At 71.8% G+C, this 13,879-nt stretch carries 11 protein-coding genes and 1 pseudogene; 8 read left to right on the forward strand and 4 right to left on the reverse strand.

What is annotated here, in order from left to right; translation table 11 throughout:
* The first annotated feature begins 607 nt into the window (after window positions 1-607).
* The 8 genes from ACIQBL_RS46885 (at window position 608) to ACIQBL_RS46920 (ending at window position 9,497) form a co-directional block, all read left to right on the forward strand.
* The gene (locus ACIQBL_RS46885; protein WP_401954918.1) at window positions 608-2,206 is read left to right on the forward strand and encodes a Mu transposase C-terminal domain-containing protein; all 1,599 of its coding nucleotides are present in this window, start codon (window positions 608-610) and stop codon (window positions 2,204-2,206) included.
* The gene (locus tag ACIQBL_RS46890; protein ID WP_401954920.1) at window positions 2,203-3,027 is read left to right on the forward strand and encodes an AAA family ATPase; all 825 of its coding nucleotides are present in this window, start codon (window positions 2,203-2,205) and stop codon (window positions 3,025-3,027) included. The genes ACIQBL_RS46885 and ACIQBL_RS46890 overlap by 4 nt, the downstream gene beginning before the upstream one ends.
* A complete protein-coding gene (locus ACIQBL_RS46895; protein ID WP_401954922.1) occupies window positions 3,021-3,863 on the forward strand; it encodes an AAA family ATPase in 843 nt (280 codons plus the stop codon). Before ACIQBL_RS46890 ends, ACIQBL_RS46895 begins: the two co-directional genes overlap by 7 nt.
* Window positions 3,864-3,865: 2 nt before the next feature.
* A complete protein-coding gene (locus ACIQBL_RS46900; RefSeq protein WP_401954924.1) occupies window positions 3,866-5,338 on the forward strand; it encodes a hypothetical protein in 1,473 nt (490 codons plus the stop codon).
* 29 nt (window positions 5,339-5,367) lie between these two features.
* A complete protein-coding gene (locus ACIQBL_RS46905; protein WP_401954926.1) occupies window positions 5,368-6,150 on the forward strand; it encodes a hypothetical protein in 783 nt (260 codons plus the stop codon).
* Window positions 6,147-7,301 carry a hypothetical protein gene (locus ACIQBL_RS46910; RefSeq protein WP_401954928.1) on the forward strand — a complete coding sequence of 385 codons (1,155 nt, stop codon included), beginning with the start codon at window positions 6,147-6,149 and terminating at the stop codon, window positions 7,299-7,301. The genes ACIQBL_RS46905 and ACIQBL_RS46910 overlap by 4 nt, the downstream gene beginning before the upstream one ends.
* 21 nt (window positions 7,302-7,322) lie before the next feature.
* Window positions 7,323-8,006, forward strand: a complete 684-nt coding sequence (locus ACIQBL_RS46915) for a hypothetical protein (protein ID WP_401954930.1) — start codon at window positions 7,323-7,325, stop codon at window positions 8,004-8,006.
* Window positions 8,007-8,177: 171 nt separating this feature from the next.
* Complete coding sequence (locus tag ACIQBL_RS46920; protein WP_401954932.1) at window positions 8,178-9,497, forward strand: hypothetical protein; 1,320 nt, start codon at window positions 8,178-8,180, stop codon at window positions 9,495-9,497.
* Window positions 9,498-9,540: 43 nt separating this feature from the next.
* On the opposite strand, the pseudogene ACIQBL_RS46925 reads toward ACIQBL_RS46920, so the two are convergent.
* The 4 genes and pseudogenes from ACIQBL_RS46925 to ACIQBL_RS46940 form a co-directional block, all read right to left on the reverse strand.
* Window positions 9,541-9,699 (reverse strand): annotated as a pseudogene (locus ACIQBL_RS46925) (methyltransferase dimerization domain-containing protein); the annotation flags it as partial.
* A gap of 388 nt (window positions 9,700-10,087) precedes the next feature.
* Window positions 10,088-11,275 carry an amidohydrolase family protein gene (locus tag ACIQBL_RS46930; protein ID WP_401954934.1) on the reverse strand — a complete coding sequence of 396 codons (1,188 nt, stop codon included), beginning with the start codon at window positions 11,273-11,275 and terminating at the stop codon, window positions 10,088-10,090.
* Window positions 11,276-11,368: 93 nt separating this feature from the next.
* Window positions 11,369-12,181 (reverse strand): SDR family NAD(P)-dependent oxidoreductase, encoded by an 813-nt coding sequence (locus ACIQBL_RS46935; protein ID WP_401954936.1) that lies wholly within the window; start codon window positions 12,179-12,181, stop codon window positions 11,369-11,371.
* A 30-nt stretch (window positions 12,182-12,211) separates the two neighbouring features.
* A complete protein-coding gene (locus tag ACIQBL_RS46940) occupies window positions 12,212-13,876 on the reverse strand; it encodes an FAD-dependent monooxygenase (RefSeq protein WP_401954938.1) in 1,665 nt (554 codons plus the stop codon).
* Window positions 13,877-13,879: the final 3 nt, after the last annotated feature.

The following is a 13,879-nucleotide window of genomic DNA, read 5'->3' on the forward strand; positions in this document are numbered from 1 at the left end:
ACTGGGAGGACCTTTCCGAAGACGGCTGGGACGCGGTGTACGCCTCCCCGGAGGGATTCGCGGCGAACAAGGAGCGGGGCATGTATGCGGAGCCGACACTGGCGAACTGGGATTGCTCGAGCGTGTTGTGGCTGCGCGCCACCTACCGTCTCGCCCGGGCAGGATCACGCCGATCAGCGTGAGAACCGGTTGTCTGTGAGGTTCGGGGAAGGCGTCACTGGAGTTTCGGGGCTTCCTCGCCAGTGACATGGGCTTGTCTTTGTGCTGGTCGGTTGGTGTTTCGGCTGGTTGATCATGGTGGTGGTGTTCCGGATTTGGCGGTGGCGTGATTCCGGATCGTCCAGTGGTGTGTTCGTCGGACCTCCTTCTTTGTGGCGTGCGCTGTAGCGCATGAGGGTGCGGGGTGGTGGCAAAACGGGGTCGCTGTCACCCGTCCAAGTGGTCGACGGCGCTCTTGTCGGGGTGTGGGTCATAGCGTCTCGTCCGTCGCGCTTGTTGCGGGTGCTTCGTGAACTGCCCTGTGTGGGGCTGTAGTTGACTGCCCGGAGGCTGGCTCTGTGATCACTGCTTGGTTGCCGGTTCGCTCTGTGCGCGCATGCCGGCTCCGGTGACGGCCGGCGACGTGTCCGAGACCGTGGATGACGGTTTGGGGCGGGATCGGGACGAGCTGCGGCCTGCCGCGGTGGGCCAGCTGCTATGGCTGCGCGAGGCGGGGGAGCTCCGGACTACGCATGTGCGGATGGTCGCTGATGTGGTGGGTGTGCACATCAGGACGGTGTGGAGCTGGCTGAGGCAGGCGGAGAAGACCGGGGGTCCGGAGAAGCCGGAGCGCCGCCGGTTCCGTGTCACCGAGGAGGTCACCGAAGTCCTTGCCGACTATCAGGGCAACGTGAAACGCGCTCACGAGCGTCTGGTCGAGCTGGCGGTGGCGGCGGGGGAGAAGCCGGTGGGGCTGACCACGCTGCATGACGCGATTGCCCGGGATCTCGATCCGGGTTTCATGGCGGGTCTGCGGGAGGGGATCCCGGCGGCGAGGGGGTTCGATCCGTGTTTTCAGCGGCCGGCGGTGGCGCGGAACGAGGTGTGGGAGGGGGACCACAAGCAGGCCGAGACCGTGGTGATGATGCCCGATGGGAAGCCGTCGAGGGTGTGGGTGACGTGGTTCGAGGACCGCGGCACGGGCTATGTGATGGGCTGGGCGGTTACCGCCGGCTCGGCGCACCGGGGTTCGGTCCTGGCCGCGGTGCGCATGTCGGTGCTGCGTGAGGGCCCTTACGGTCCGGTCGGCGGTCTGCCGCGCCTGGTGCGCGTGGATGGCGGCGCGGACTTCCTGTCCAAGACCGTCCGGCGGGCTTTCGGGCTGCTCGGTGTTCCCGTGCACCGGGTGCGCAGTGCCCGCCACAAGGGCGGGATCGAGCGGTTGAACCTCACGAGCATGACGCGGTTCTTCGCCGATCTGCCCCGTTACACGAAGGCGCCGCGGCTCGATCACCGGCGCCGCGTGGGCGAGTCGGATCCGCCGCTGACGTTCGAGGAGTTCGTGCGTCTGCTGGGGGAGTGGGTCCACAAGTACAACACCGAGCACGTCATCGAGCGCACCGGGATGACGCCGCTCGAGGCATGGCAGGCGGATCCCACCGAGATCAGGCCCGAGCCGAGCGCGTCCGAGCTGCGCGCCTACATGCTGGAGAGCGACCACCGGGTCCGCAAGATCACCAGCCATGGGGTGGAGTTCGCGGGCCGCGCCTATATGCCGGAGAACGGGGTGGGCCGGATCGGGCTTCAGGTGCGCGTGCGGTGGATGCCGCACCACAGCCACGAGATCGACCTGTACACCTTCCGCGGCAACCGCTACCTGGGCCGGGCCTTTCTCAGCAACGAGGCCAGCGAGGAACTGCGCGCCAAGGTGCTCCTCGAACGCGACGAGCACAGCAGGGCGCTGCGCCAGGCCCTGGAACGCTCCGCGGAGCGCAAGCGGGACCGCCATCTGCCGTCCACCCAGCCCGAACTGCCCGTCCGTGCCCTGCGCATGACCGAGCAGGAGGCCCGCGCCGAACTCGACGGCGCGAAGGCGCCCGAAGCGCCGCGGCGCCGCACCCAGCCCTACCGGCCCCTGACCCCTGTCCCGGCCGCGTGGAAACGCCCCGGCCAGGACCTTGACCACACCGCATCCACCGACACCGCATCCAAGGAGGACGCCTCGTGACAACTGCCCCCAAGCGCAAGCACATGGGCCGGCGCCGCCAGCCGGCCGCCGCCCCGGCGAACGAGACATCCAGGCGCCGACCCGACCTGCGCCCGCAGCATTTCCTCGGCCTCAAGGACTCCACCCTCGTCGTCACGGACACCTTGATGGAGATCAAGGACACCGTCATCGACACCGTCGAGTCGCGGGCGATGTCCGTGATCTACGGCGACCCCGGACTCGGCAAGAGTTTCTCCACCCGCGCCACGATCCAGGAGATGAACCCCGACCTGATTCTTCCCCTCGACTTCGCCCGCTCCCGCCCCGGGCCCAAGGACCTGCGCGAGGAGCTGTTCCACCAGATGCGGCTCAACTGCAAGATGCCCGGCACACCGACCGCGTTCGACAAACTGCTGCGCGAGAGCCTGCCACGGCGCCCGTACGTGATCGTCTGCGATGAGGCGCAGCAGTACCGGCGGGAGAATTTCGAATTCCTGCGCAAATTGTGGGACAACTGCGATCCCCAGCCCGCGATCGTGTTCGTCGGCGGCCGTGAGGCCTACGAGACGCTGCAGAGCGATCCGGCGCTCGCTTCCCGGATCTACATCCGTCTGGAGATCCTCGCGATGACCGAGGACGAGATGCTCAAGGCGGTTCCCGACTCCCATCCCGTGTGGCGCGGCGTTGACGGGGCGCTGCTGAAGCGGGTCGACACCCAGTACGCGCTCGGTTCCTTCCGCGAGTGGGTCAAGGTCACCAAGCATGTCCTGAAGGGCATGGAGCACCTGGGGACCGAAACGGTCGACGAGACGGTCGTGGACTGGGCGTTGAGCCGATGCTGACCACCGACTCCACCGACTCCACCGAGCTTTCCGCGCGCCCGGTGTGGGGCGTGGCGGCCGCGACCGGACCGTTCGCCGTCCTGCCCGACGACGCTGCCTTGTCCAGCCTGCATTTTCTGCGTGTTGAGGGGACGCGTACGCTGCTCACCCCCGGCATGCTCGCCGTGGGCGGCGCGCTCGCCGATGCCGTGGCCAAGCGCCGGTTCCTGTGCGTGCTGGGTGATGCCGGGATCGGCAAGACCTTCGCTGTCCATGCAGCCGGGCGCCGGCTCGGGGATGTGCTGCCGCTTCACGTGCGGGCGCAGCCGGCGCCGGCGGACCTGCGCACGGCCCTGCACCGGGCACTGGCGCTGCACGGTGAGGCACCTGCTGATCCGGGGGCCGCGGACACGCTGATCCGCCATGCTCTGGCAGACCGGCCGCGGATCGTTGTGGTCGAGGACGCCCATCGGCTGTCGGCGTCCTGCATGGAGTACCTGCGCTTCCTGCACGACGGTGTTCCGGGCGGACTGTGTGTGGTCCTCATCGCCGCCCGCCGCGGCGAACGGCGTCTGCGCGCCCAGCAGATGCTCGCCACGCGCACCGCCGGCTGGCTCCGCCTGGAACCCCTCACGCGCGATCAGATCCCGCTGGCGGTGCCCGCGCTGCACCCGGTGTGGGAGGGCGTCGATCCCGGTGACCTGATGGCACTGGACGCCCGGCTGGCCGGCGGCGCGCTGCGCCGCTGGGCCGTGATCACCCATCACACCCGACAGGTGATGGCCCGCACCCAGACCGACGTGCCCGATGGGCGGCTGCTTGAGGCGGTCGCCGACCGGATCGACGGCGGGCGGTGAACATGACGGTGACGGCGCCCGCCGCCGGCGGCGTACCGGCCCACCCAGCATCGACACCGTCCCTGCCGGCGGCCAAGGCGGCGGGGACGGTGCGGCTGCTGCTGGACGGAGAGGACGACCGCGCGGTGCACCGGACCGCCTACCAATGGGCGGACGCGGCCCGCGGCAAGATCACCGCCGATCCCACCCCCAACACCACCAGCCCCGCCTACCTGGCGCTGGACGTACTGCGCGCCATGGGCCGTACCGGGTTCTCCCGCGAGGGCGCGGAGCGGATGTCCACCGACCCGGCCTGGCGGGCGGTGACCTGCTGGAGCCTGGCAGGCGGCGTACACGAGGTGATCGTGCTGCGCGCCCACCGCTTCACCGTCGAGCGGCTGCGCCGCCTGGCCGCCTGGCGCACCGAGACCGGGATCCGCCTCACCCTTGTCGCCCACGCCCCGGATCCGGCCGACATCCGGCGCCTGATGGAGCACCTGGCCGCCGCCCGTCTGACGGACGTGGTGCACGTGAGGGGTACGGCGGCGATCCTCGATGCGATCGGCCCGGCCGTCGCCGACCGGCGTTCCGGCCCGCCCCCGCACGATCACGCGCACCCCCTTCCCGCCGTACCGCGTGCCTCGGTTGCCGCCTTCCGCGCGCAAGTCTGGCGCCGCCAGAACGGGGCCGACCTCGCCCGCACCGACGGCCAGTACCGCGCCGGCTACACCGCCGCCTGTACCTGGCTGGCCCGCACCCTGCCACCGAAACCGCCCCCTGTCGGCGGCGCCGAAGACGCCGCCGCCCCGGCCGAGCCCGCCCCCTTCGGCCTGCGTGAGACGGAGGCGCTGCGGCTGTTCCTGGCCCGGCTGACCGTCTCCAGCCCCAGCCCCGAGCACACCGTGGCCCGCGTACGCGGCGCCCAGGCCGGCCTGCTGACCCGCTCCGTGCTGCTGAACGTGCCCGACGACCTCACCCGCCGCGCAGGTCCCGGGATCACCACCGTGCCCCTGACTCCGCGCACCGTGCACACGATCACCACGCATCTGCCCAACCCGCTGCGCGCCGCTGCCATCGCAGCCCTGCTGTTCACCGGCACCGCTACGCCGCTGCTGTCGATGACGCAGATCGCAGGCGTCGACGAGAATGCCACCCACATCACCATCGACCGCGACGCACGGATCAACATCGGCGCGCCGCCCACCCCGCGGCACCTGTACGCGATCCCGCACCGCGCCCGCCCGCTCCTGCGCGCCGCGCTCGAATTCCGCCGCCGCACCCCGCGCACCGCTGCCGCCCACGGCCTGTTCGCGAACTGCTTCGGCACCACGCCCCGCCTTGAAGCCCTGATCGCCGATGCCGGCCTGGCCGTCCCCGCCCTGAACCACCCGCACACCGACGACGACTGGCACACCGCCGCCCGCGGCTGGCACCTGCACACTCCCACCCTGCCCGCCCCGGATGTCCTGCCGCGCCTGGACCGGGTGCGCTCATGAGGGGCCAACTGCCGCCTGGTGAGCGGGACATGACCGCCTTCGACCTGACGTTCTGCCGCGAGCGCGCCCGTGCGCGCGCTCTCACCGACGAGGACCTGGCCCACCTGACCGGCATCCCCACCGCCGACTGGGACAGTCGTCTTACCCCGCACAGCCTGACGGCCGCAGCACTGTTCGCCCTGGCCCGCGCCCTGGACACCGCTCCCGCCTCGCTGCTGCGCACCTCCGGACAAGCCCGGCGCCCGCGACGTCGCCCAAGCAGGGCGGGGACGGAGGGTCAGGTCGCGCATGCCACCGTGTTGCACGCCGCCCTGCTTCAGACCGGCCGTATCCACCCCGACGACCTGGCCTCGGCCCTTCAATGGCCGGCGCACCGTCTGCAGCGGGCCGCCAGGGTCCTGGCCGTCCAGCTCGAGCAGCAAGCGGGCCCGCACCGGCTCGTCCACACCGACACCACCCTCCACCTGGCCGCGCAGCCCGGCCTGCTCACCGCCGGGCAGCAGCAGAACCTGCACGAGGGCGGTCACACCGCCGCCAGCCTCAGCCCGGGCGAGGCCGCCGCCCTGACACGCCTGCTGCACGCAGCCGTCCACGGTCTTCCCGCTACCGTGCCCGCCGGGCAGGTTGCGCGCCTTCAGGGGCGCCGGCTGCTTGCCCCCTTCGGCGGCGGGCCAGCCCCGCATCCCGACGTGTTGTTCGCCCTCGGCCTGGCCGATCGCCCCCTGCCCGCCTCCTCCTCGGCCGCTGATGCCGACGGCCCCGCCACCGCGGCGGCCAGTACGCCACCACCAGGGGGAGGGGCCGGGCGATGACGCCGCGCGAGACGGCCGGGCCAGAGCAGACCACCGGCCCGTGGCGCCCGACATGGTCACCAGGCCACACCCGCCCCGGTCTGCCTCCGCTCACCATGGTCCACGACCGCAGCGACGACTACGCCTTCATGGCCGCCGCCCTGGCCGCCCATACCCCCGCGAGCGGCCGCATCACCATCCATCCCACCCCGGTGGCCGGCGCCCCCGCCGCGCTCGCCCACGACGTGCTGCGCAGCTTGGGCAAACACCTCCCGCCGCACGGGAGCCCAGAGGCCGTCGGGTGGGCGGCACAGGCCGAGATCGCCTGGCGCGTGGCGGCCGCCTGGATGTCCGCGCTGCGCATCGGCCATGTCGTCGTCACCCGGACTCACCGCATCAGCTCCCGGCACTTTGAACACCTCTTCGCCCTGCGGGAGTTGACCGGTATGCGCCTGACCCTGCTGTGCCACGGCCCTGTGCCGCCCGCCCTGGCCACCGCCCTGTCCGCGCTGGAGTACGAGACGGTGCACACCCTGGCCGCGGCCCGCCGAACCCTTGCTGCCATCGAGCCGGCCGACCCGCCCACGGCCGCCCGGTTCGCGTGGTGGGAGGCAGCCGCGCACTTCCCGCCCCGCCCAGGCGAGCCGTGCTTCTGGCTGCCGGCGCGGCGCACACCATCCCGCACCGACATCCAGGCGGCCTCCCGCCGCCTGGACCTGGATGCCAACGTGCTCCCGCTGCCCGCGGTCGGCCGCTTCCCACCCGAGCCGGATGAGCACACCATGCTCCTCGCGCACCGGCTGCACGCGCGTATCGTCCACCCCGTCCACGCCGCAGCGCTGGCCCTGCGCATCCTCACCGGCCGCCCGCAGGCCCAACTGCCTCACCCCGCCACGCCAGGGACTAACACCCGGACAGAACCCGGCCGTTGGACAGGAATACCGACGTGGGCTGTGGACCTCATCGAGGCAGGAGACTGCTTCGGGAATCTGGACCGGCCGACCCGAGCCGAGGGGCCGCTGCGGCTCAGCGGATGGGACCAGACGGCCGTGACCGAAGCAGCCCGCACCTGCGCGCTGCACGAGCTCCCGGCGCCCGGCTCGCGGCGAGGGCGAACCCGCGGGCGGCCGGGCAGCACGCGGCCCGGCCGTTCCACCCCGACCACCCGCTGACTTAAGACCACGGAGCAGACGATGACCAAGCCGTCCGCCGAACTCTTCGACGCGATCCGCCGCGACTACCACGCGGGCGAGCAGCAACCCATGGCCCTGGCCGAGCGCCACGGCGTCGACCGACAGAGGGTCATGGAGGCGCTCACGGCCGTAGTGCCCATGGAGCTCGACATCCCGGCCGACGCAGAAGCACTCGCCGAGGTCCGCCAGTGCCTTGCGATGCTGCTGGAAAAGGACCAGACCACCCCGCCCGACCAGCGCCGCGGTGTCTTCGAGCTGTACCGGGAACTGACCTGGCGCACCGGCCGGTGCCCGGTGTCCTACCAGTGGGTGTGGCGGCACATCACCGACCACCGCACGCAGCGGGCAGGCACCGGACCGGCCGAGCCGGTGCCCCACGAGCGCACCTGGGCGTACGCCGTAGACCTGGGCAGGGCGGAATTCGTCACCGAGCTGATCACCGATGCGGTGCGCGACCTGGCCGGCCTGGCCATCGAAGGGACGATGCCGGCCACGGACGGTGTCGAGCTCGCCCTGGTCGGACTCGGCGCCGCCAGGGCCCGCATCGACCGGGCCCTGAACGAGATCGCAGGGACCGGTCTGGTCAGCGGCCTCACCTGCGCCCGGATGAGCACTTTCACCCGCATCCCCGAAGACGAGCTGGTCCAGCGGATCGAGGACAATCACCGCCTCATGGAGACCTGAACCAGAGCCTGCCCGGAACCCAAGCAGGCCCGGGCAGCCGGAATCTGACGCTTGAAAGGACTTCAACAGGAGTTCGAGGCGCCTCTGGTATGCCGGGGCAGGTTTGGTTCGTTCCCCTGCACCGGATGTGAACGCCGCCAGGACCGCCGCGCGGCCTTCAGGGACGAGCGGGTGGTCGCGGCTCAGCTCGATGGTGTGCATCTGATCGAGCAGCCGCTTGGGCAGCTGGGGCAGGTCGTTGTCCACGATGATGATCTGGTGGGGCCGCGCGCGCAGCGCACCGCCGCTGCGCACCCCGGCGATGTGATCGAGGAAGTGGGTGTAGAGCCGGCCGACGAGTTCCTGGTCGTCGTCCCCGTACCCGACGTTCTTGCGGGGGGAGTCGATGACGAGGAAGGACGGCAGGTCCGTCGCCCCGGTCACCAGGGCGTAGCTGAGGAATGCCATCCGGTACACGACGTTGATCGCGCAGCGCACCCCGTGCCCGACCTTGGTGAGGTTCCCGGCGCGTACCTGCGGCAGCAGCGAGGTGTGGTTGAGCCGGGCGCCCGGATCTCCGGGCAGGCCGACGGAGCCGGCGAGTTCGGTGAAGTGCTCCTCGAACTCGCCGAGCGTGGTCCGCCGGTGGGCCAGCAGGTTCTTACGGGTGCGGATCTCCTCCCGCACGCCCTTCAGCTCGTCCTCGCACGTCTGGACGGAGCGGTGCAGCTCGGCCGGCCGGCGGTGCGGCTCCAGCTGCCGTTCCAGCAGCGTGGTCCGGGTGCGGGCCGTCGCATGGGCCGCGGCCAGCCCTTCGATCTGCGCGGCCAGCGGGCTGATCTCCTCCCCGGTGCGGGCATCCGGCTCGATGCGGGCCTGCTCCCAGACGGTCTGTGCCTCGCTGTGGGCCTTGACCTGTTCGGTCAGCTGACGCTCCGCCGCCGCCAGCGCGTCCTGCGCCGCGTGCAGGGCCTGCGCCAGGACGGCGGGATCGAGCGCGCTCAGACACAACGGGCAGTCCCCCTCGGGAACCGGCCGCACGGTGAGATCGGCGCGGCACACCGGGCAGGGCGAGCACGGCTGGGGACTGTCGGCGCGCTGGTCGGACAGCTGCTGTACCTGCTGCTGCCGGCGCCCCAGCGCGTGCTCGCCCTCGGCGACCGCACGCCGGCACCGCTCGAGCACCCGCTCCGCCTCCAGGACACGGCGGCGCAGCGGGTCGGCGTGTGCGGTGGCGGCCCGCATCCGGCCCTTGAACTCCTCCAGACGCTGCGGCGCCGCGCACTCCTCCTCGCGCGAGAGCGACAGCTCCGTCTCGAGGCCGGCGGAGCTGCCGGTCAAAAACGCGCTGATGGTCTCCGTCCGCCGCCTCAGGTCGGTCAGGGTGCGCGTCAACTCGTCCCTGCGGGCCGTCAGCACCCGCATCGGTCCGTCGGTCAGCCCGAGCAGCAGCTCGACCACGGTCCGCCTGTTCCAGGTGCTGCCACCCCGAGTAGGCCCTGCGGTCGTTGAAGCGGATGAAGTCCCCGAAGTAGTACCGCTTCCCACGGATCAGGAACTCGTCCGCGAGACGGGAGTTGCGGTAGCCGGCCGTCGTCCGCTCCAGCAGGCCGAGAGCGGTGCAGCCGACCAGCAGCATCTTGGCGGGACGCTCGGCCAGACCGACGGCTTCGGCGAACTCGGCGACCCCCATGCCCCGGGAACCGTCCAGTGCGTCGAATACGTTCGGTTCGAGGGGCGGTGGCGAGCACCTTGGAGACGCGGAAACCGGCGGCCATCTCCATCAGCGGAACAGGCGTGAGCGGTACGGATCCGGTGTACGGGTTCTTGTGCACGGCGGCTCCTCGGCGGCACGAAGGGATCAGAGGCAGAAGGAACGTCGTGGCGTCGGCGGTGGGGGATCGTCCGGGAGGCCCAGCAGGCGCGAGGCGGTTGTCCGGCCTCCCGGAGCGAGCAGCGCACAGCCCAGGGGGATGGTGAGGTGCTCCGGGGTCCGGGACACAGGGGTACCGGTCGCGGACGGTTCGGCTTCGGTACGCATGAGGGAAGCGTCGCCCGGGCCGGTGGAGACACGATCGAGCTCTGCTCCACGCCTCGTCCGGCTACTTCAACACCCACCGCGGCGACCGTACGGCGACCCCCTTGGCCAGGACCAGCCGCAGCTCGCGGAGGGCGGCCACGTCGTGGAGCGGATCGCCCTCCACGGCGATGATGTCGGCGCGCAGACCCGGAGCGATGCGGCCCGTCACCGTGTCCACTCGCAGGGCATCGGCGGCGCGTGAGGTCGCTGACCGGAGGATCTCCTCGGGCGGCAGACCGAGCCGGGCCATGCCGAGCAGGCCGTCCACGTAGGCGTGGTGGGGCGCCCCGTCCGTGCCCGCGTCGGTGCCGGCGACGATGCGGACGCCCTCCCGGTACAGCACCGGCAGGGCGGGCAGTTGGTGCCGTTCTCCCCGGTCCCAGCGGTCGGTGAAGCGCCGGCTGATGGTGGGGCAGACGTGGATCCGGCCCGAGACGAGGCGTCGTATCAGCTCGGGGTCGGGGACGATGGACGCGGTGGCGTTGACGAAGCTGCAGTGCTCGACCGTGTGCACTCCGGCCCGTATCGACGCGGCGATGCCGTCCGTGCCGTGTGCGTGTGCGGCCACGACGAGGCCCGCGCGGGCCGCCTCGTCGACCACGGCCGCCAGTTCGGCTTCGCTGAACTGCCGCTCCCAGGAAGCGGGGCCGCTGGTCAGCGAGCCGCCGGTCGTCATGACCTTGATGAGGTCGACGCCCGCGGCCGCTTGGTCCCGTACCGCCAGCCGCAGGGCCTCCTCTCCGGCGCAGGTGCCGCCCATGAACCAGCAGTGACCGTCCGGCGGGGTGAGCGGCGCCCCGGACACGACCAGCCCGGGGCCCGGGGCGAGGCCCGCGCGGATCACGTCGCGGACCCGCACACCGAGTCCGGCGGGCGCACCGAGGTCCCGGGCCGTCGTCACGCCCGCCGCCAGCAGTTCGGCGGCGTTGCGCAGCATCAGCGCGTACAACTCGTCGTCCGATGCCGCGCGCATACGGTCCATGGCACCGGTGGCGCCGTCCAGGGCGAGGTGGACGTGGCTGTCGATGAGGCCGGGGAGCAGCGTCAGCGGCCCCAGGGCGATGTGCTTGCTGCCGCGCCGCAGCCGGGCGGGCAGCTCATGGCCGGGGCCCGCCCAGCGGATGACCTCGCCGTCCACCAGCACCCCGCCGTAGCGGATGCATCTGCCGCGGTCACCTGTGATCATCCGGTCCGCCGTGTAGTACTTCACCGGGCTCTCGATTCCGCCGTGGGTGCCGGGGCGACATGAGGATGTGCGGCCCGGCACCCACGGCCTGCTCCGGCCCCCAGGCTGCGGCCAGGGTCAGTAGTTGCCGAGGCCGCCGCAGACGTTGAGGGCCTGGGCGGTGATGGAGGCGGCGATGTCCCCGGCGAGATATCCGACCAACCCGGCCACCTCCTCGGGGGTCGAGTACCTGCCCAGCGGGATCTTCGCCTGGAACCTCGTGAGAACGTCCTGCTCGGTGGTGCCCCAGTGCGCGGCGTAACCCTGCCGCACCCGAGCCGCCATCGGGGTCTCCACATAGCCGGGGCAGACGGCGTTCACGGTGATCCCGGAGAGGGCGAGTTCCTTGCCGAGCGCCTTGGTGAAGCCGATGACGCCGTGCTTGGACGCCGAGTACGGGGCGGCGAGCTCCACACCCTGTTTCCCACCGGTCGAGGCGATGTTGATGACGCGGCCGTGGCCGCGTTCGAGCATGCCGCCGCGGGAGAGCACTTCACGGGTGATGCGGAAGACACTGTTCAGATTGGTCTCGATCACGGACTCCCACAGCTCGTCGGGGAGTTCGGCCGTCGCACCGCCGCCGCCGCGTCCGGCGTTGTTCACCAGGACGTGCACCGGTCCGTAGCGCTCCACCGCCGCGTGGACGAGGTCCTGGACCGCGCTCTTGGAGGTGACATCGGCCGCGATGCCGTCGGCGTCGAGGCCGCGGCTGCGGAGTTTGTCGGTGACGGCGGCGACGCTGTCGCCGTCCCGGCCGCAGATGAACACGGCGTGCCCCTGTTCTCCCAGGAGGTCGGCGCAGGCGAGCCCGATGCCGCTCGTGCCTCCGGTGATCAGCGCGACGCGCCGCCCTTCCGTCTTGTCTGCCGCTGCCTTCTCTGGCACTGCCATGGAGGGGTCCTTTCGGGATTCGGTACGGTGTCAGGCCGTGCTGCCGGCCCTGTGCAGGACGTGCCGCAGTACCCGGTCGATCTCCGCCTCAGGGGTGTCGTGCGAGCCGGGGGCCCGCCAGGCCACGAACCGGTCGGGCCGCACCAGCACGGCCCCGGCGCCACCGATGCCGTACGCGGCGGTGAACGCGCCTTCCGTGTCCCGCAGTTCGGCCTCGGGGCCGATGCGATGCACCCGCAGCCCGACACCGAGGGCCCGGGCGGCAGCCGTGGCACCCGCTGCCCACGCGGCTCCCTCGGCTCCGGTGAGCAGGACGAACGAGCGGCCGAAGAGGGCGGTGGTGGAGGACGGCGTGCCGTCGCGGCGGACGAGCGGGACGTACGGGGCGTGGGACCCGGGCCGGCCCGTGGGGTGCGCGGGGTCCTCGAACAGGTCGCCGCGGTCGCCGGGTTCGGTGAGCACGGCCCCCTTCGGGTAGCGGTACCCGAAGGCGATCACGGGCGGGGGCAGCGGCGCGGTCGTCGACTCGTCGGCGAGTTCGGGGGAGATGCGGTCCACGAGGTTCGTGAACTGCTGCTCCACCAACTGCTCCGCATACGGGCGGCGTTCGGCGTCGTGGCTGTCGAGGAGTCCCTCACCGGCCGTCCCGTCGAGCACGGCGGCGAGCTTCCAGGCCAGATAGAGGCCGTCCAGGTAGGCCGTGTTGCCGCCCATGCCACCGGTCGGCGGCATGACGTGCGCGGCGTCCCCGACGAACAGGACCCGCCCCTTGCGGAACCGCTCGGCGACCCCGCAGGAGATCTCCGTCTCACCGATCTCCTCGATCTTCAGCGGGGTGTCCGGGATGCCGAGGTCGGTGCGTATCTGTTCGGCGACGGTCTCCTCGCCGGCCCACCAGCCGTCCGGGAGTTCTGGGGTGAGGTTGCGGAAGTAGCCGTAGAGGCCGGGGACTTCGGTGTTGAAGAGGACCGCGCGGCCGATGTGCAGGGCCGTGAAGCGCCGCCCGTCCGCGGCGCCGTCGGTGTGCGCGAGCTGCTCGCGCAGGTCGGCCTGGAACAGGACGCGCAGCACCCGGCCGACCGTGCCGCGTCCGCGCATCGCGATGCCGAGGGACTGCCGGATCCCGCTCCGCCAGCCGTCGGCGGCCACCAGATACCGGGCCTGGACGGTGCGCCGCTCACCGGTGACCGTGTTCTCGGTGACGGCCGTGACCCCGGTGGCGTCCTGGGTGAGCGATGCCAGCCGGGTCGAGAAGCGCAGCCGGGCACCCAACTCCCCTGCCCGGTCGGCGAGTACGGTCTCCACTCCCGACTGGCTCGCGGTGCCCCAGTCCTGCGGTGAGACGTGCCGCATGCCGAGTTCGGCACCGCTCATCAGGGTGCGCAGCACCGGCCCCGCCAGGGTCTTGGCGACGACCATGTGGAAGTCGCTGCGGTAGGCGCGGCTCCGCTCGCGTACGGCGTCGGCGGCCCCGGCTATCTCCAGCGCCTCCATGGTGTGCGGGTACTGCCCGGTGGCCTTGACCGCGGTCGAGGTGCCCGGGTGCCGCTCGACGACCAGCGCGGGCACACCGTGCAGGCTGAGGAAGACGGCGGTGCTGAGGCCACCGGGCCCGGCGCCGGCCACGAGGACCGGCACGGTCTCGTCGGGCGGGGCGGTCGGCGGGGCCTCGGCTCGGGCCTGTCGTTCTGTCATGTC

Origin of the sequence: Streptomyces sp. NPDC088350, assembly GCF_044753545.1 — a bacterium.
Taxonomy (GTDB): domain Bacteria; phylum Actinomycetota; class Actinomycetes; order Streptomycetales; family Streptomycetaceae; genus Streptomyces.